Annotated in this window: 14 protein-coding genes and 1 pseudogene; 14 read left to right on the forward strand and 1 reads right to left on the reverse strand. The window is 73.2% G+C overall.

What is annotated here, in order from left to right; genetic code table 11:
• The first annotated feature begins 95 nt into the window (after nucleotides 1-95).
• The 9 genes and pseudogenes from caldi_RS05330 to hfq all read left to right on the forward strand — a co-directional run.
• A complete protein-coding gene (locus caldi_RS05330) occupies nucleotides 96-1,094 on the forward strand; it encodes a DMT family transporter (protein WP_264844069.1) in 999 nt (332 codons plus the stop codon).
• Between the two features lie 66 nt (nucleotides 1,095-1,160).
• A complete protein-coding gene (gene miaB / locus caldi_RS05335; RefSeq protein ID WP_264844070.1) occupies nucleotides 1,161-2,627 on the forward strand; it encodes a tRNA (N6-isopentenyl adenosine(37)-C2)-methylthiotransferase MiaB in 1,467 nt (488 codons plus the stop codon).
• A 21-nt stretch (nucleotides 2,628-2,648) separates the two neighbouring features.
• Nucleotides 2,649-3,044, forward strand: a complete 396-nt coding sequence (locus tag caldi_RS05340) for a YlbF family regulator (RefSeq protein ID WP_264844071.1) — start codon at nucleotides 2,649-2,651, stop codon at nucleotides 3,042-3,044.
• 462 nt (nucleotides 3,045-3,506) lie between these two features.
• Entirely contained in the window at nucleotides 3,507-4,439 is a 933-nt protein-coding gene (locus caldi_RS05345) for a metal-dependent hydrolase (RefSeq protein WP_264844072.1), read from the forward strand.
• Nucleotides 4,440-4,515: 76 nt separating this feature from the next.
• Nucleotides 4,516-5,625 (forward strand): A/G-specific adenine glycosylase, encoded by a 1,110-nt coding sequence (gene mutY / locus caldi_RS05350; RefSeq protein WP_264844073.1) that lies wholly within the window; start codon nucleotides 4,516-4,518, stop codon nucleotides 5,623-5,625.
• Entirely contained in the window at nucleotides 5,622-8,261 is a 2,640-nt protein-coding gene (gene mutS / locus caldi_RS05355) for a DNA mismatch repair protein MutS (RefSeq protein ID WP_264844074.1), read from the forward strand. The genes mutY and mutS overlap by 4 nt, the downstream gene beginning before the upstream one ends.
• 75 nt (nucleotides 8,262-8,336) lie before the next feature.
• Nucleotides 8,337-10,190 carry a DNA mismatch repair endonuclease MutL gene (gene mutL / locus caldi_RS05360; RefSeq protein ID WP_264844075.1) on the forward strand — a complete coding sequence of 618 codons (1,854 nt, stop codon included), beginning with the start codon at nucleotides 8,337-8,339 and terminating at the stop codon, nucleotides 10,188-10,190.
• Nucleotides 10,187-11,134 (forward strand): tRNA (adenosine(37)-N6)-dimethylallyltransferase MiaA, encoded by a 948-nt coding sequence (gene miaA, locus caldi_RS05365; protein WP_264844076.1) that lies wholly within the window; start codon nucleotides 10,187-10,189, stop codon nucleotides 11,132-11,134. The genes mutL and miaA overlap by 4 nt, the downstream gene beginning before the upstream one ends.
• A 42-nt stretch (nucleotides 11,135-11,176) precedes the next feature.
• Nucleotides 11,177-11,407, forward strand: a pseudogene (gene hfq / locus caldi_RS05370) (RNA chaperone Hfq); the annotation flags it as partial.
• A 207-nt stretch (nucleotides 11,408-11,614) separates the two neighbouring features.
• Here hfq and caldi_RS05375 read toward each other — a convergent pair.
• Complete coding sequence (locus caldi_RS05375) at nucleotides 11,615-12,568, reverse strand: aldo/keto reductase family protein (RefSeq protein ID WP_264844737.1); 954 nt, start codon at nucleotides 12,566-12,568, stop codon at nucleotides 11,615-11,617.
• Nucleotides 12,569-12,782: 214 nt separating this feature from the next.
• On the opposite strand from caldi_RS05375, the gene caldi_RS05380 reads away from it, so the two are divergent.
• The 5 genes from caldi_RS05380 to glnA all read left to right on the forward strand — a co-directional run bounded on the left by caldi_RS05380 (nucleotide 12,783) and on the right by glnA (nucleotide 18,651).
• Nucleotides 12,783-13,817, forward strand: a complete 1,035-nt coding sequence (locus caldi_RS05380) for an AAA family ATPase (RefSeq protein ID WP_264844077.1) — start codon at nucleotides 12,783-12,785, stop codon at nucleotides 13,815-13,817.
• A gap of 24 nt (nucleotides 13,818-13,841) precedes the next feature.
• Nucleotides 13,842-14,417, forward strand: coding sequence for a GTPase domain-containing protein (locus caldi_RS05385; RefSeq protein ID WP_264844078.1), 576 nt, complete (start codon nucleotides 13,842-13,844; stop codon nucleotides 14,415-14,417).
• 55 nt (nucleotides 14,418-14,472) lie between these two features.
• Entirely contained in the window at nucleotides 14,473-15,828 is a 1,356-nt protein-coding gene (gene hflX / locus caldi_RS05390) for a GTPase HflX (RefSeq protein WP_264844079.1), read from the forward strand.
• Between the two features lie 47 nt (nucleotides 15,829-15,875).
• Nucleotides 15,876-17,156, forward strand: a complete 1,281-nt coding sequence (locus caldi_RS05395; protein WP_406568121.1) for a methionine gamma-lyase family protein — start codon at nucleotides 15,876-15,878, stop codon at nucleotides 17,154-17,156.
• Between the two features lie 187 nt (nucleotides 17,157-17,343).
• Nucleotides 17,344-18,651: a type I glutamate--ammonia ligase gene (glnA, locus tag caldi_RS05400; RefSeq protein WP_264844739.1), complete on the forward strand. Its 1,308-nt coding sequence runs from the start codon at nucleotides 17,344-17,346 to the stop codon at nucleotides 18,649-18,651.
• Nucleotides 18,652-18,738 lie beyond the last annotated feature (87 nt).

Genomic DNA, 18,738 nt, shown 5'->3' on the forward strand with positions numbered 1-18,738 from the left:
GGCAAATGCCTGCGGCCGGTGTTGTTCACTCGCAGGAAGTTTCGTACACTGCAAGATGTGCGGCGAGTGAGGGATGTCCGAGCGGAGATGGTGCCGTGTCCTTCCTGGCCCGGTGGCTCACGGACCTCGTCATGGTCCTGGTGGTCCTGATCTGGGCGCTGAACAACGTCCTCATGAAGGGGGCGCTGGCGGGGTGGGTCACCCCCGGTGCCTTCAACGCGGTGCGCTTCTCGCTCGGCGCGACCCTCCTGGGCGCCCTGGTGCTGGGCGTGGAAGGGAGCCTGCAGGTGCCCAGGCCGCTCCTACCCCGGGTGGCGCTTCTCGGCATCATCGGCAACGGGCTCAACCAGTTGTTCTTCATCAACGGCCTGGCGCGCAGCACGGCCAGCAACGCCGGCGCCTGGCTGGGCCTGGCGCCGGTGCTCGTCGCGCTCATCGGCGCCGCCGTCGGGCTGGAGCGGGTCAGCCTGCGCATGGTGCTGGGCGCCGCGATCTCTGCCGCGGGCATCGTGACCGTGCTCAGCGCCCAGGCCGGAGGCCTTTCCCTGACGGCGGGCGACCTCCTGCTGGCCGGCGCGGTCACGACGTGGTCCATCTATACCGTCGCGGCGCTGCCCCTCGTCCGCGTGGTGAGCCCCCTGCGGGTGACCGCGGTGGCGATGATCTTCGCGGCCGCCGGCCTGGTCGCGGTCAACTTCCCGGCGCTCCTGGCCCAGGACTTCCGTGCGGTCCCGATGGGGTCGTGGCTGGCGCTCCTGTACGCGGCGGCCGTCTCGAACGGCGCGGGGTACGCCCTTTACGTGTGGTCGGTGCGCCGCATCGGCGCCGCCCGCGCTGCCCTCTTCAACAATCTCGGCCCCGTGTTCACGGCGGCCGGCGCCCGCCTGATCCTGGGGGAACGGTGGGGGCTGCAGCAGTGGGCCGGGGTGGCGCTCGTGATCGGCGGCGTCGTCGTGGCCCGGTGGGACGACCTGCGGCAGGCCCTGCTGCCCGCCCGTAAGAGCGAGCAGGAAGCGCCCGGCCCGGCGCACCAGGATCTTCCCGCCCTGCCCGAGCGGCGGCCGGTTCGCCAGCGGGGAGCCGGCATGATATAATTCGCTTGACATCTCGGAGGCGGGCTGAGTAGCCCGTCTATCGGTTTGCCCGGAGGGCGGTGCCGGATGGACCGCGAGATCGATCTCGCCCTGACCCCGCCCGGTGAGTCGGACCGGGCAGGCGGGGCTCGTCTTGCCGGCGCGCTGAACCTCGACCCGGACACGGCCCGGCGCCTGCACGCGCGGCTGGATCCGAAGGTTTACATCGAGACGTTCGGCTGCCAGATGAACGAGCACGATACGGAGATCATGTACGGCATCCTCGGCCGCATGGGCTACGCGCAGGCGTCCGGGCCCGAGGAGGCCGACGTGCTCCTGTTCAACACCTGCGCCATCCGGGAGAGCGCCGTGGAGCACGCCCTGGGGCGCATCGGCCAGCTCAAGCCCCTGAAGTACAAGAACCCGGACCTCGTCGTCGGGGTGTGCGGGTGCCTGCCACAGGTGGAGGGCCAGACGGAGCGCCTCCTGCGCATGTTCCCGCACCTGGACCTCATCTTCGGCACCCACAACATCCACCAGCTGCCGGAGCTCATCGAGCGAGCGCGGCACGAACGCGAGACCGTGGTGGACGTGTGGGAGTCGATGGGGCCGGACGGAATCCCCGAACGCCTCCCCGTCCAGCGGGCGGGCACCCTGAAGGCGTGGGTGACCATCATCTACGGCTGCAACAAGCGCTGCAGCTACTGCATCGTCCCGCGCACCCGGGGCCGCGAGCGCAGCCGGCTCCCGGAGGACATCGTCGCCGAGGTCCAGGAGCTCGGCCGGCAGGGCTACAAGGAGATCACCCTGCTCGGCCAGAACGTGAACGCGTACGGCAAGGACCTGGGATACACGGACTTCGGCGACCTGCTCACTCTCCTCGACCAGTCGAGCCCGGGCATCGAGCGGATCCGGTTCACGACGAACCACCCCAAGGACTTCACCCCGAAGATGGTGGAGGCCATCGCCCGGGCCCCCAAGGTGTGCGAGTGGCTGCACCTGCCCGTGCAGAGCGGGTCCGACGCGGTGCTGCGGCGCATGCGGCGCAGCTACAACCGGCGCCAGTACCTGGACCTCGTCCGCCGGATCCGCGAGTGGATGCCCGATGCGGTGATCACCACGGACATCATTGTGGGGTTCCCCGGCGAGACCGAGGACGACTTCCGCCAGACCCTGTCCCTGGTCGAGGAAGTGGGTTACGACGCCGCCTTCATGTTCATGTTCTCGCCCCGCGCGGGCACGGAGGCGGCCACGCTGCCCGACCAGCTGCCGCAGGAGGTCAAGAAGGAGCGCCTGCAGCGGCTCATCGAGCTGCAGAACCGCGTCAGCCTGGCCAAGAACCAGGCCATGGTGGGCCGCGTGGAGGAGATCCTGGTCGAGGGGCTCGACAAGGGCAAGGCGGACCGGGTGTACGGCCGCACCCGCGGGAACAAGCTGGTGACGGCCCCCGGCAGCGCCGACCTCATCGGCCGCCTGGTGCCGGTCCGGATCACGGAGGCGCACATCTGGACGCTCGAGGGCTCGGTCGTCGAGGCTGCCGTGGCGACCGGCTGACGGAAGGGGAGAGCAGCCCGCATGGCCCGGTCGGACGTCTGGCTCCTGACCAGGCAGCTGGCGGATGCGCTCGCCCGCACGCCCGAGGTGGAGCGTTTTCGCACCACCGAGGAAGCCCTCCTCGCCGACCCGGAAGCGGTCCGCCTGGTGCGGCGCCATGGCGAGCTGAGGCGCAGGGTGGCCTCCGCCGGGCTCCTCGCGCCGGCCGAGCGGGCCAGGGTCGTGCGGGAGTTCCTGGCCGTCGAAGCGCAGTACCGCAACCACCCCTTGATCGTGGCGCACCAGGAGGCGAGGGCGGAGCTCGACCGCCTGGTGGCGCGAATCAGCGACATCCTGAACTTCGCGGTGACCGGCCGGCTCCGTCCCGGCGGTGGGGCGGGCTGTCCGGGAGGGTGCGGTCGCCTGGGTTCGCCGTAGCGGGGCCGGTCGCCGGCCCCGCTTCGCGGTGTGCGGGTACCGCCAGCCCTGGGGTGGACGTGCTGCAGCGCCGAACGCGCGCACGTACCGTACCCCGGCCGCCGGGGCGGGTCAACACCGGAGGCACCAATCGCGATTTCTGCGGATCTCCCCGCCGCGGGTGTCTGCAAAATCTGCAGAAGCCCGCCCCGCAGTTGACGGAATGTCGGACTTCGGGTCACCACGCTCGGCCGCCCAAGCGTTGAAGTCTCCACGGGGGCCACGGAGTACTGCAGTTCTTGCAACCTCTCCGCGCCGTACCCTCTGCTGATAGGGGGCCGGACGTACGCTTGGGCATCCTTCCGCTAACCAGCGGATACCAGACCAGGTAACGACTATACAATTGAGTTCAACGCCAATCGTTCGTTAGGATGAGCGTAGACCTACCTTCGGGTTTCAGAACGGCGGAACGGAAGGGACCGCATGGACACCCTCTCCCACACGCTCTTCGGACTTTCGCTGACCGCGCTGCGCCGGCCGGGGACCGGTCCGGACGAGGCCGTCACGGTCCGGGCCGTGCGCTGGACCTCCGTCCTCGGGGCCAACCTCCCGGACATCGACGTGGTGCTGCTTCCCGGCAACCCGGTGAACCAGATCGTCTACCACCGGGGGATCACCCACTCCGTGCCCGCAGCGGTCGTCTTCGCCGGGTTGCTCACGGTGTTCGCCCGGTGGCGGTGGCCCCGCGCCCGCTCGCGCACCGTGTTCGGCTGGAGCCTCGTCTCCGTCCTGGTCGGCCACCTCTTCGCCGACCTGATCACGAGTTTCGGGACCCGCATCCTGTTGCCGTGGGACAACACGTTCTACGCGCTGGACTGGATCGCGCTCACGGAACCCCTCATCGTCCTGCCACTCCTCCTGGGCGCCCTCGTCGCCTGGCGGCGCCCGGCCGCGGCACGGCGCTGGCTCGGCGCCGGGCTGGCCGCGGCCATGCTCTTCATCGGGTACCGGGGCGTCACGCACGAGGTGCTCCTGCGCCGGGTGGTCCGCACCTACGCGGCGAGCGGGCCGGTGCTCTCCGCCAGCATGCAGCCGGCGTACTGGCGTCTGACCCGCTACGAGTACGTCGTGGAGACCCCCGAGGCGTTCCGGCTGGGCGCGGTGCACCCGTTCGGGACACCGTCGGAGTATGCCGTGTACTACAAGCCCCTGAGGAGTGACCCCGTCGTCCGGGCGGCGGAGTCCGATCCGGCGCTCGGGCCGATCCTCCGCTTCGCAAGGCACCCGCTGCTGACGTACACGCCGGGCCCCGACGGATACCTTGTCAACATCACCGACTTCCGGGGCGGGTTCGCCTTCCGGTTCCGCCTGCACCTCGTCCCCCCGGCCGTGGCGGCGACGGCCCCGGGCGGCTAGCCCTTTCGCCGGCTGCGGCCCGCTCCGTGCCAGCCTGCGGTATAATTGGGGCGACGCTGGCACGGGAGGACGAGCATTGGCGGACACCCTGGATCGCGCACTGCTCGAGTGGTACGACTCCCGGCGCCGGGACCTGCCCTGGCGGCGACAGCGGGACCCGTACCGGATCTGGGTCTCCGAGGTCATGCTCCAGCAGACCCGGGTGGAGACGGCCATCCCTTACTACCTGCGGTGGCTCGAGCGCTTCCCGGACCTCCTGAGCCTGGCCCGGGCGCCCGAGGAAGAGGTCCTGGCGCTGTGGTCCGGGCTCGGGTACTACTCCCGGGCCCGTAACCTGCACGCGGCGGTCCGCGAGGTCGCCTCCCGGTACGGCGGGGAGGTGCCGAGGGATCCCGACGCCTTCGCGGCGCTGCCGGGGGTGGGCGAGTACACCGCCGGCGCGGTTCTCTCCATCGCCTACGGGCTGCGCCTGCCCGCCGTCGACGGCAACGCCCTCCGCGTGCTGGTGCGGCTGGGCGCCCTCGAGGGCGACATCACCCGCACCGCCGTCCGGCGGGAGGCGGTCCGGCTTGCCGCGCGCCTCGTCCCGGAGGACCGCCCCGGGGACTTCAACCAGGCCCTCATGGAACTCGGCGGCTCGGTCTGCGTCCCCCGCCGGCCGCGGTGCGGCGACTGCCCGATCACAGCCTGGTGCGAGGCCAGGCGGCGGGGCCTGGAGGGCGTCCTGCCGCGGCGCACCCGCCGCCCCGCCGCGCCGGCGGTGCCCCTGGCGGCGGCCCTGATCCGGGACGGTTCGGGCCGGGTCGGCCTCGCGCGCCGGCCCGCCGTGGGCCTGCTGGCCGGCATGTGGGGCCTGCCGGCGTTCGAGGTGGGGGCCGAGACCCCCGCCGGGGCGGTCGCTGCCGCTCTCGAGCGTCACCTGGAGGAGGCACACGGGCTGCGGGTGCGGGTGGGGCCGCCGGTTGCCCGCGCCCGCCATGTGTTCAGCCACCGGACGTGGGAGATGACGGCGTTCGCCGGCGACCTGCTGGAGGCACCGCCGGAAGGACCGGGCTGGCGCTGGCTCACGCCCGGGGAGCTGGAGGGCTTCCCGCTGCCCCGCGCGTTCTCCCGGCTGGTGGAGGCGGCCGGACTGGTCCCTGCGGCGCCGGCCGGGCGCCCCGAGCGGAGGAGGTCCACCCGATGAGCCTTCCCGGCCAGGACGCCGGGCTCACGCCCATGTTCGCCCAGTACCGCGAGTTCAAGCAGCAGTACCCGGACGCGCTGCTCCTCTTCCGCCTGGGCGACTTCTACGAGCTCTTCTTCGAGGACGCCGAGGTGGCCGCGCGCGAACTCGACCTGGTGCTGACCGGCCGGGACGGGGGCAAGGCCCTGGGCCGCGTCCCGATGTGCGGGGTTCCCTACCACTCGGCCGACGCGTACATCGCCCGCCTCATCGAGCGGGGGCACAAGGTCGCCATCTGCGAGCAGATGGAGGACCCCCGCCAGGCGAAGGGGCTCGTCCGGCGCGAGGTCATCCGGGTGGTGACCCCGGGCACCCTGGTGGAGCCGCGGAGTCTCGAGGAGAAGGAGAGCCACTTCCTGGCGGCCGTCTGCCAGGGCCGGACGGGCTTCGGCCTGGCCTACGCCGATCTGTCCACCGGCGAGTTCGCCGCCTGCGAGCTCTCGGGCGCCCACGGGCTGCGCCAGCTGGTGGAGGAGCTGGGCCGGATCGAGCCGCGCGAGGTGCTGCTCGAACCCGGTCTGGAGCGGGCGCCGGGCATCACCGCGCCCCTGGAGCGCATGGGGGCGGCCCTCACCCCGTACGGCTCGGGGGCCTTCCGCCACGAGGCGGCGTACCGGCTCCTGTGCCGGCACTTCGGCACCCACTCGCTGCGCGGCTTCGGCGCCGAGGACAAGGAGCTGGCCGTGCGGGCCGCCGGCGCGGTGCTCCAGTACCTCGAGGAGACCCAGAAGACCACCCTCGGCCACATCACCGCGCTGAACGTGTACTACCCGGGGTCCTACCTGGTGCTCGACCCCGCGACGCGGCGCAACCTCGAGCTGACCCGGGCGCTCCGGGACGGGGGTCGCCGGGGGACGCTCCTGGAGGTGCTCGACCGCACCGTCACGGCCATGGGCGGGCGCCTTCTCCGGGCCTGGCTCGAGCAGCCCCTCCTCGACCTGGCCGCCATCCGCGCCCGTCACGAGGCGGTGGGCGAGCTCGTCCAGGCCCCGCTCCTGCGCGGCGAGCTGCGCTCCCTCCTCGGCGACATGCGGGACGTGGAGCGGCTGGCGGGCCGGGTGGCCTACGGGAGCGCCGGGCCCAGGGACCTCGTCGCCCTCGGGCGCTCCCTGGCCGTCCTGCCCTCCCTGCGGGTGCTCCTGGAGGAGGCCGGCTCCCCCCGGCTGGTGGAGCTGCGGGAGCGGCTCGACCTCCTGGACGACGTCCGCGACCTCCTGGGGCGGGCCATCGCCGACGACCCCCCCGTCTCGCCCACGGAGGGCGGGGTGATCCGGGACGGGTTCGACGAGGAGGTCGACCGGCTCCGCGCCGCCGCCCGGGACGGCAAGTCGTGGATCGCCGCCCTCGAGGCCCGGGAGCGGGAGCGGACGGGCATCAAGTCGCTGAAGGTCGGCTACAACAAGGTCTTCGGGTACTACATCGAGGTGACGCGCGCCAACCTGGCCGCCGTCCCGGACGACTACCAGCGCCGGCAGACCCTCGCCGGCGCCGAGCGCTTCGTCACCCCGGACCTCAAGGCGATGGAGGAGCAGGTGCTCGGGGCGGAGGAGCGGCTGGCCGCACGGGAGTACGAGCTCTTCGCCGAGGTCCGCCGGCAGGTGGCGGCGCAGGTGGGCCGGATCCAGGCCTCCGCCCGGGCGGTGGCGGAGATCGACGTGCTGGCCGCCCTGGCCGAGGTGGCGGCGGTGTACGGCTACACCCGCCCGGTCGTCGACCACGGCGAGGTCATCGAGATCCAGGGCGGCCGCCACCCCGTCCTAGAGCGCGTGCTGCCCGAGGGCCGCTTCGTGCCCAACGACTGCCTGCTGGACACGGGGGAGAACCGCCTTCTCCTCATCACCGGCCCGAACATGGGCGGCAAGTCCACCTACATGCGCCAGGTCGCCCTCATCACCCTCATGGCCCAGATGGGCTCGTTCGTGCCCGCGCAGGCGGCGCGCATCGGGCTCGTCGACCGCATCTTCACCCGGGTCGGCGCCTCGGACGACCTGGCGACCGGGCAGTCCACCTTCATGGTCGAGATGTCCGAGGTGGCGGCCATCCTCCACGCGGCCACGCGGCGGTCCCTGATCGTCCTCGACGAGATCGGCCGCGGAACCGCGACCTTCGACGGGCTGTCGATCGCCTGGGCAGTGGCGGAGTACGTCGCCGACCCCACCCGGATCGGCGCCCGCACCCTCTTCGCCACCCACTACCACGAGCTGTGCGAGCTCGAGGGGCTCCTGCCGGGGGTGAAGAACTACTCGGTCGCCGTCCGGGAGAAGGGGGACGAGATCACCTTCCTCTACCAGATCGTCCGGGGCGGGGCCGACCGCAGCTACGGGATCCAGGTGGCCCGCCTTGCCGGCCTGCCCCGGGCGGTGGTCGACCGGGCCCGGGAGATCCTCGCCACCCTCGAGCAGCAGGAGGGGCAGCGCCGCGCCCGCCGAGAGGCGGCCGCCGCCCGGGCGCGGCAGCCCGTCCAGCTCAGCTTCTTCGAGTCCCGGCCGCACCCGGTGGTGGAGGAGCTCCTCGCCCTGAACGTGATGGCCCTCACGCCCCTGGAGGCGCTGAATCTCTTGCACAGCCTGCAGGAGAAGGCGAAGGAGGGGCGCTAGGCGCCCGCTTTGCGCCGGCCCGCGCCGGTCGGCTACAATCTGGAAGGGAAGACGTATCCTCCGGGAGGCGTGGCGGTGGGGCTCATCCGGGTCCTGGACGAGCGGACGGCCAACCAGATCGCCGCCGGCGAGGTGGTGGAGCGCCCGGCGTCCGTCGTGAAGGAACTGGTCGAGAACAGCCTGGACGCCGGAGCCCGGCGCATCACCGTCGAGGTCGCCGGCGGCGGCCGCGAGCTCATCCAGGTCGTGGACGACGGCTGCGGCATGGGGCCCGACGACGCCCGCCTCGCCCTGGAGCGGCACGCGACGTCGAAGATCGCCTCGGCGGAGGACCTCCGGCGCATCCGGACCCTGGGCTTCCGCGGCGAGGCGCTCCCCTCCATCGCCTCCGTGTCGCGGCTGGTCCTGCGCACGCGGCCCCGGGACCGGCTGGAGGGCACCTGCGTCCGGGTGGAGGGCGGCGGCCCGCCGGAGGTGGAGGCGTGCGGCTGCCCGCCCGGCACCGCCGTGGAGGTCCGCGACCTGTTCTACAACACGCCGGCCCGCCTCAAGTTCCTGAAGACCGACGCCACCGAACTGGGCCGCATCACCGAAGTGGTCGGGCGCCTGGCCCTGGCCAGCCCCGGGGTGGTCTTCCGCCTCCGTGCCGGCCCGGCCGAGCTGCTCACGACGCCGGGAACGGGGGACCTCCTGGCGACCGTCCACGCCGTGCTGGGCCGCGAGGTGGCCAGGGCGCTGGTGCCGGTCGAGTGGGAGGGCGGAGGCGTCCGGGTATGGGGCTACGCGGGGTTGCCGCAGCTCGTGCGCGCCGGACGGGCCCACCAGCTCTTCTTCGTCAACGGCCGCTCCGTCACCGACCGGGTCCTGCGCTTCGCCTTCGAGGAGGCCTACCGGAACGCCATCCCGGAGGGCCGCCACCCCGTGGCCGTCCTCTTCGTGGCGGTGGACCCGGAGGAGGTCGACGTGAACGTGCACCCCGCCAAGGCGGAGGTGCGCTTCCGCAACGAGCGGGCCGTGCGCGCCGCGGTGTACCAGGCGGTGCGGGAGGCCCTGGCCGCCCACGCCGGCCTGGCGCCGCGCGGGTTCGGCTCCGGGTACGGGCCGGCCCCCGGCCCTGCCCCGCCCCCGGGCGCGCCGTCCGCAGCGCCGCTCCAGCGGGCTTTCCCGGCCTTCCCGTCCGCGGTGCGGGAGGTGGCAGCGGGCGCGGCGCGGCCTGCGCCGCCCGCGGCGGCCGCCAGCGCCGACGGCGGCCCCGGCCCGGACCTCCTGTCCCGGGAGGAGGCGGAGCGCGCCGCCCTCGGCTACCCCGCGCCCGGCCAGGAGCCGCGCACCCCGGCGGACCTGATCCGGAGCCTGCGGCCGCTGGGGCAGGTCCACCGGACGTACATCGCCTGCGACGGCCCCGAGGGCCTGTACCTGGTGGACCAGCACGCGGCCCACGAGCGGGTGTACTTCGAGCGCGTGCTCCGCGAGCTCGAGTCCCGGCCGGTGGCGGTGCAGCTCCTCCTGTTCCCCGCCACACTGGAGCTGACGCCGGCCCGCTGGGCCCTCTGGACCTCGGTGGCCGACATCCTGCGCGATGCCGGCATCCACGCCGAGCCCTTCGGCCGCCAGACCCTGCGGATCACGGCGATTCCGGACGGCGTGCCGGAGGCCCACGCGGTGCGCCTCGTCGCCGATCTCCTCGACCGCCTGGCGGAGGAAGACCTGCCCTCCGCCACCGTCGAACGGCGCCGGCGGGCCGTGGCCGCCCTGGCCGCCTGCCGGGCGGCGATCAAGGCGAACGACCCGCTCGCCCCCGCCGAGCAGCAGGCCCTCCTCGACGCGCTGGCCGCCTGCGAGCATCCCGGCGAGTGCCCCCACGGGCGCCCCACGCTGATCCTGGTCAGCCGGGCCGAACTGGAACGCCGGTTCGGCCGCCGCGGATGAGGCCCGGACCCCTCCTGGCCATCGTGGGCCCCACGGCGGTCGGGAAGACGGCGGTGGCGATCGAGGTGGCGCTGCGGCTCCGGGGCGAGGTCATCAGCGCCGACTCGATGCAGGTCTACCGGGGGCTCGACATCGGCACCGCCAAGCCCACCCCGGAGGAACGGCGCGGGGTGCCGCACCACCTCATCGACATCTGCGACCCCGGGGAGAACTTCAGCGTCTTCCAGTTCCGGCTGCTCGCCGACGCGCTCATCGAGGACATCCAGGCCCGGGGCCGGCTGCCGATCCTGGTGGGCGGCACAGGCTTCTACGTGCGCGCGGTTTTGCGGGAGTACGGCTTCCCGGAGCTCGACCCCGACCCGGCGATCCGGCGGCGGCTCGAGGAGGTCGCGCGCGCCCACGGGCCCCTCGCCCTGCACGAGCGGCTGCGGGCCGTGGACCCGGCGGCTGCCGAGCGCATCCACCCGCACAACGTCAAGCGGGTCATCCGTGCCCTGGAGGTCTACGAACAGACGGGACAGCCGATCTCGTCCCTGCACCGGGCGACCTGGGCGCCGCGCTACGACGCCCTCGTCGTGGGGCTCACGCTCGAGCGGTCGGAGCTGTACCGGCGGATCGAGGCACGCACCGACGCCCAGCTCGCCGCCGGCTGGCTGGAGGAGGTGGTGCGTCTGGTGAACGCGGGCGTGCCGGCGACCACCGGCCCTCTCACGGGGCTCGGCTACCGCCACCTGGTCGGGTACCTGCGCGGGCTCGTGACCTGGGAGGAGGCGGTGGCCAGCATCAAGCGCGACACGCGGCGCTACGCCAAGCGCCAGTTCACCTGGCTGCGCCGCGAGGAGGGGGTCACCTGGCTCGACATGGCCGCGGGGGTGGAGGCGGTGGCGGCGGAAATCGTCCGGCTGGTGACAGGGAAATGGCCGGGGCGCGTGGAAAAGGCGTAGGAAACCTGGAACACAGTACACCACACGGGGGGCGGGTTGCGCTTGCCCAAGATCGTGATCAACCAGCAGGACACGTTCCTGAACCTGGTCCGCAAGGAAGCGGTACCGGTGACCGTCTACCTTGTCAACGGCTTCCAGCTCCGGGGCATCGTCCGCGGGTTCGACCAGTTCACGGTCGTGCTCGAGAACGAGGGCCGGCAAATGCTCGTGTACAAGCACGCGCTGTCGACCATCGCGCCGAGCCGGCCCATCAACCTCCACGCCGCCCAGCAGCAGTACCTCCAGCAGTTGCAGCAGGCCCAGCAGGCCGGGCACGCCCAGCAGGGGGCCCAGGGGCCGCACCCCGCCTCGCCGCCGGCGCCGCGCCGGGAGGCGTGACCGGGCTCGCCCCCCGGGGACGGACATTCAGGGCCGGCAGCCCTCGCTGCCGGCCCCTTTCCCTGTCTCCGGCGCCCGACCCCGTGGCCCCCGTCCGGGGCTTCACGCCAGCGCCGCCTCGATGTCCTGCAGGTCCTCCGCCGACAGGGTGACCCCGATCGCGCGCACATTCTCGTCGAGCTGCTCCGGCCGGGTGGCGCCGATGAGGGCGCTGGCCACCTCGGGGAGCCGCAGCACCCACGCCAGCGCCAGCTGGGCCAGGGTGAGGCCGAGGCGGGCGGCGATGGGGCGCAGGCGCTCCACCCGGGCCAGGTTCGCCTCGGTGAGGAAGCGCTGCATGAACTGGTTCACGCGTTCGTCCGCGGCCCGGGTCCCCTCGGGCACCCCCTGGCCGGGGCGGTACTTGCCGGTCAGGACCCCCTGGGCGAGGGGCGAGAAGACCACGAGGCCGATCCCCTCCTCCCGGCACACGGGCAGGACCTCGGGTTCGATCTTCCGGTCGAGCATGTTGTAGATCGGCTGGTTGACGGCGATGGGGTTGAGGCCGAGCTGGCGGGTGATGCGGGCGCCGCGGGCGATCTGCACCGCCGGCCACTCGCTGATCCCGGCGTAGAGGACCTTGCCCTGGCGGATCAGGTCGTCAATGGCCCGGAGGGTCTCCTCCAGGGGCGTCTCGGGGTCGTAACGGTGGCAGTAGAAGATGTCGACGTAGTCGGTGCCCAGCCGCTTCAGGCTCCGGTTCACGCTCTCCACGATGTGCTTGCGCGAGAGCCCCCGGTCGTTGGGCCCCTCGCCGACCGGCCAGAACGCCTTGGTGGTGAGGACGTAGGTGTGGCGCGGCACGCCCCTGAGCGCCTCCGCCAGGAACTCCTCGGCCGCCCCGGGCCGGTGGCCGTAGATGTCGGCGCAGTCGAAGTGGTTGATGCCCAGTTCGAGTGCCCGCCGCACGGTCGCGAGCGCCTGCTCGCGCTCCGTGGCGGTCCCGAACGTGAGCCAGCTCCCCAGGCTGATCTCGCTGACCTTGAGGCCCGTGTTCCCCACCTTGCGGTACTTCATCATGCCCCTTGTCCCCCCGGACGCGGCGCCACGCCGCCCGGGCGTCACCTCCCGGTCAAAAGTTCGGTACGCGATGTGCCCGGAACATAGACTTCCTCGGCGGCGGCAGTCCATCCTGCACCGGGGGAACCGTCCGGCGCGCCGGGCAGGCTTCGGGGCGCCCCGGCGTAGAGATGGGTAGGCAGGCACGCGAGTGACAGGGGAGGGCGAGCGGTTGGGGCAGCAGCGAGGGAGGGCGGCCCGTCCCGAGTGGAGCGCGTGGGTCGAGGAAGGGAGCCGCAGCCCCCTGGAGGTGCTCCGGGAGTGGAGCCGTGCGGGCGGCGCGGAGCCCGTCCCCGCCCGTGGGCGGCCCGGGCCGCGCCCGGCCGTGGCCCCGCCGCCCGAGAGCCCCCGGGGCGCCGCCCCTGCCGCCGCGGCGGACCGGCCTGCCGAGGCGGAGGCGGTCCTGGCCGAGCTCGACCGGCTGGTGGGCCTCGGCCCCGTGAAGCGGACGGTGCGGGAGATCGCCGCGTACGCCGCGATCCAGGCCCTGCGCCGGCAGGCGGGCCTCGCCGCCGACCCGATGACCCTCCACATGGCCTTCACGGGCCACCCGGGGACGGGCAAGACCACCGTGGCCCGCCTCCTCGGCCGGCTCTTCGCGGCGCTGGGGCTCCTCAGCCGGGGGCATCTCGTCGAGGTGGAGCGGGCCCACCTGGTGGGTGAGTACATCGGGCACACGGCCGTCAAGACCCGGGAGGCCGTCCGCAGGGCGCTGGGCGGGGTGCTCTTCGTCGACGAGGCGTACTCCCTTGCCCGTGGCGGCGAGAAAGATTTCGGCCGGGAGGCGCTCGACGCGCTGGTGAAGGCCATGGAGGACCACCGAGACGACCTCGCCGTGGTGCTGGCGGGCTACCCGCTCGAGATGGAGTGGCTCCTCGCCCAGAATCCCGGGCTCCGCTCCCGGGTCGCCATCCACCTGCACTTCCCGGACTACTCGCCTCCGGAACTGGTCCAGATCGCCGACCGGATGCTGGCCGAGCGCCAGTACGTCCTTGCCCCGGCGGCGCTGGTGCGGCTGAGGGAGGTCATCCTGCTCGAGCCGCACCGGTTCCGGGCGCAGGCAGGCAACGCGCGCGCCGTGCGCAACCTGCTCGAGCGGGCGATCCGGGCCCAGGCGCTTCGGCTCGCCGGCCGCGGCCCGCACACGCGGGAGGAGCTCATGACCCTGACCCGGCAGGATCTCGACGCGGCGCTCCGGCATCCGTGAGGCCCAGGCGGGGGGGAGCGGGCGGTGGACCTCGTCCTGGTGGGACAGCCCGGGTCGGGCAAGACCCTCCTGTGGGAGCGCCTGGGCCGGCTGGCCGGAGCAGGGACCGGGGGCGCTACGCCCGGCGCGCCGCCGGAGGTGCGGGCCTGGAGTGCCACCCGGGGACACGGCCCGTGGCGGCGCCGGGTCTGCCTCGTGGACACGCCGGGGCTCACGGACCGGGTGCACCCGGACCCCGCACGGCGCCGGGCCCAGGCCCTGGCCCTCGAGCGGATTGCGGCGGCCGCCGGCCTCCTCCACGTCGTCGACGCCAGCCGGGCGGGACAGCAGGGGGAAGAGGCTCTCGCCGGCGTCGACCAGGCCCTGTCGCTCCTGGGCGCCCGGCGCGGGGGATACGCCGTGGTGGCGACGAAGATGGACCTGCCCTGGGCCGCCACCGGGCTCGTCCTGGTGCGCAGGTGCCTCCAGCCGGGGATCCTCGTGCCCGTCTCCGCCCTGACCGGGCAGGGGCTCGGCCTCCTCCGGCGGCTCCTGTGGCGTGGCCCCTGGCAGGCGGTTCCCGGGGCAGCCCGCGGTCACCGGACGAGTCTGAAAGCTTGACGCCCGGAAGCGGCGGTCATACGATAACGTTGCTGCACGACCGGAGGCGAGCCCCGTGGCCGACACATCCCCTCAGCGCGCCCTTCTCGTGGCCGTGGAAGCCGGCGGCGCGCCCCGTCGCGCCCGGCCGGAGGCGGACGAGCCGTCCCCGGAGGAGTCCCTGGCGGAGCTCCGGCTCCTGGCCGAGACCGCCGGGGCGCAGGTCGTGGGGACCGTGATCCAGAGCCGGCGCGAGTGGAGCCCCGCCACCCTGATCGGCGAGGGCAAGGCCCGGGAGATCGAGCGGCTGCGCCAGGAGCAGGGCTTCGACCTCGTCATCTTCGACGAGGAGCTGAGCCCGTCCCAGCAGCGGAACCTGGAGGCCATCATCAATTGCGGGATCCTGGACCGCACCGCCCTCATCCTGGACATCTTCGCCCGCCGGGCCCGGACCCGCGAGGCCCGGGTGCAGGTGGAGCTGGCGCAGCTGCAGTACCGCCTGCCGCGCCTGACCGGACGGGGCGTGGACCTGAGCCGCCTGGGGGGCGGCATCGGGACCCGGGGCCCGGGCGAGACGCGCCTGGAGATCGACCGCCGGCGCATCCGGGAGCGGATCGCCCACCTCCGCCGGGAACTGCAGGAGGTCGCGGCCCACCGGGAGCGCCAGCGCGCCGGCCGGGAAGAGAACCGCGTCCCGCTCGTCACGCTGGCCGGGTACACGAACGCGGGCAAGTCCACCCTGCACCGGCGGCTGGCGGGCAGCGACGCCTACGTGGAGGACCGCCTGTTCGCCACACTGGACACCATGGTGCGCCGCGTCGAGCCGCCCGACGGCGAGCCGCTGCTCCTGGCGGACACGGTGGGCTTCATCCGCAAGCTGCCGCACACCCTGGTGGCAGCCTTCCGGTCCACGCTGGAGGAGGTGGTCCGGGCCGACCTCATCCTCCACGTGGTCGACGTGAGCCACCCGGCCCGGGACCGGCAGATGGACGCGGTCCAGGCAGTGCTCGACGAGATCGGCGCGGGCGACCGGCCCCGGCTGGTGGTGCTGAACAAGCTCGACCGGCTCCGGGACATGCTGGGAGAGGACGGCGCGCGGGCCGAGGTGGAGCGGCTGCGGCACCGCTTCCCCGGGGCAGTGGCCGTGTCGGCCGTCACGGGCGAGGGGTTCCCGGAGCTGTCCCGGGCGATCCAGGACGCGCTCGGGCGCCGGCGCGCGGTGGTCGAGGCGCTGGTCCCGTATCCGATGGCCCACCTGGCCGCCTTCATCCACCAGCGGGGCCGGGTGCTGGCCGAGGAGTACCGGGCAGGCGGGGTCTTCATCCGGGCGGAGATGGAAACGTCGCTGGCGGACCGGGTGCGCGCCGCCCTGGGCCCCCCTGGGACGGCGCGGAACGGCCAGGGGGCGCCCGCCGAGCGGTCCGGGAGGTGAACGCGGAGCTGTACGACGCCGACGTCCTGGCAGAACTGGTGCCCGACCTGCCCGGACCCGTCCTCGCCGCCGCCCGGGCCGCCCTGGCCGAAGCGGAACCCTGGTGGCGGCGGGTCGCGTCCGTCGTCCTGCAGAACCAGGCCCGCGTCCTGGCAGCCTTCCAGGCGGCCGGCGTGGCCGAGCACCACCTCGCGCCCAGCACCGGCTACGGGATCGGGGACCCCGGCAGGGCGAAGGTGGAGGAGGTCTTCGCCCGGGTCTTCGGCGCCGAAGCGGCCCTGGTGCGCCCGCAGATCGTCTCGGGCACCCATGCCATCACGCTGGGGCTGTTCGCGGTCCTCCGGCCGGGAGACGAGATGATCGCCGCTGCCGGCACTCCGTACGACACGCTGCTCCCCGTTCTGCGCGGCGCGCCGGGCTCCCTCGCCGAGTGGGGCGTCTCCTACCGCGAGGTGCCGCTTGCCCCGGACGGCCGGCCGGACCTGGAGGCGCTGCGGCGGGCGATCGGGCCCCGGACCCGGGCCGTCTTCATCCAGCGCTCCCGCGGCTATGCCCTGCGGCCGTCGCTCACGGTGGCCGAGATCGGCCGGATCGTGGAGACCGTGCGCGGGGTCCGCGAAGACATCGTCTGCGTGGTCGACAACTGCTACGGCGAGTTCTGCGAGACGGCCGAGCCCACCGCCGCCGGCGCCGACCTCGTCTGCGGCAGCCTCATCAAGAACCCGGGCGGCGGGCTGGCGCCGACCGGCGGGTACGTGGTCGGGCGCGCGGAGCTCGTGGAGGCGGCCGCGGCCCGGCTCACCGCGCCGGGCATCGGCGCGGAGGTGGGGGCGAGCCTCGGCACCACCCGGCTGATCCTGCAGGGGCTCTTCCTCGCCCCGCACGTGGTGGGCGAAGCCCTCGCGGGCGCACACTTCGCGGCGGCCTTCTTCGCGCGCCTGGGGCTGAACGTGCGGCCCCGGGTTGACGAGCCCCGGACGGACCTCATCCAGGCTGTCGAACTCGGCTCCGCCGAGGCCCTCGTGGCCTTCTGCGAGGCCGTGCAGGCGGCCTCTCCGGTCGACTCGGGCGCCCGTCCCCGGCCCGAGGCCATGCCCGGATACGACGACCCCGTGGTGATGGCCGCCGGCACCTTCGTCCAGGGGGCGTCCATCGAGCTCAGCGCCGACGGCCCGCTCCGGCCGCCGTACGCCGCGTACTTCCAGGGCGGGCTCACGCGGGAGCACGTCGTCGTGGCGGCCCTGCAGGCGGCGGCGGCGCTCTGGCGGCGCGGGCTGATCCCGGCCGCCGGGGGGCATGCCGGAGGCGGGCCGGGAGCCAGGCTGTAAACGAACCTGACAAGCAGAGCAGGAGAAGTCCGCTTGGCAGCGAATCCGATACCGCTGTGGGTCTCGGACGGCTCCCGGGTGGCCGGTCGCCACGCGCCGTCCCGCGATCGGACTGGCTGAGTGCCCGACGAAACCGCTCAGGAGGGGTCGTGCAGTGCCGGAGCGTCCTCGCACCAAGGACGAGGTCATGGCGAAGGTCAAGGAGCTGGGGGTCCGCTTCATCCGCCTGCAGCTCACGGACATCCTGGGGATCACCAAGAACGTCGACATCCCGGTGAGCCAGCTGGGCAAGGCGCTGGACGGGCAGATCATGTTCGACGGCTCGTCGATCGAGGGGTTCGTCCGGATCGAGGAGTCGGACATGCTGCTGCGGCCCGACCCGTCGACCTTCGTCGTCTACCCCTGGCTGGAGAGCGGCGCCACGGCGACGGCCCGGCTCATCTGCGACGTGTACAACCCCGATGGCACCCCCTTCGAGGGCGATCCGCGCAACTGCCTCCGGCGCCAGGTCGAGGCAGCGAAGGCCATGGGGTTCACGTTCAACGTCGGCCCCGAGCCCGAGTTCTACCTGTTCGAGCGCGACGCGGAGGGCAAGCCGACGACCCGCCCGACGGACAAGGCGAGCTACTTCGACCTGGCTCCCCTCGATCAGGGCGAGGAAACCCGGCGCGACATCGTCGTGGCCCTGGAGAAGATGGGCTTCGAGATCGAGGCGTCGCACCACGAGGTCGGGCCGGGCCAGCACGAGATCGACTTCAAGTACGCCGACGCGATCACGACGGCGGACAACATCGCGACCTTCCGGTTCGTGGTGCGGACGATCGCCATCCAGCACGGCCTGCACGCCAGCTTCATGCCCAAGCCCGTGTACGGCATCCCCGGCAACGGCATGCACCTGCACATGTCCCTGTTCCGGGGGAACGAGAACGCCTTCTACGATCCGTCGACCCCCAACCAGCTGAGCGACGTGGCCATGCACTTCCTGGCCGGGCTTCTCCACCACGCCCCCGCCGTCACCGCGATCTGTAACCCGCTCGTGAACTCGTACAAGCGGCTGGTGCCGGGCTACGAGGCGCCCGTGCACATCGCCTGGTCCGAGCAGAACCGCAGCCCCCTCGTCCGCATCCCCGCCCGGCGCGGCCTCTCCACCCGGCTCGAGTTCCGGAGCCCGGACCCGTCCTGCAACCCCTACCTCGCCCTGGCCGTGACCCTGGCCGCCGGGCTCGACGGGATCCGCAAGCAGATGGAGCCACCCGCGCCGGTGCACCGCAACATCTACCGGATGACCGACGAGGAGCGCCGCGAGCTCGGCATCCGTCCCCTGCCCGGCAGCCTGGGTCAGGCCCTGGACGCGCTCCGGGAGGACGAGGTCATCCAGGAGGCCCTCGGCCCGCACATCTACGCGCACTTCCTCGAGGCGAAGGAGGTCGAGTGGGAGATCTACCGGAGCCAGGTGCACCAGTGGGAGCTGGACCAGTACCTCGGGGTGTTCTGAGGGCCCCTGCCTCCCGGCCCCGGGGGCGCCGAGGCGGGAGGATGGCCACGCGCCGTCTGACCCGGTATCGACGGGACCGGACCCTCG

The organism is Caldinitratiruptor microaerophilus (assembly GCF_025999835.1).
GTDB classification, from domain to species: domain Bacteria; phylum Bacillota; class Sulfobacillia; order Symbiobacteriales; family ZC4RG38; genus Caldinitratiruptor; species Caldinitratiruptor microaerophilus.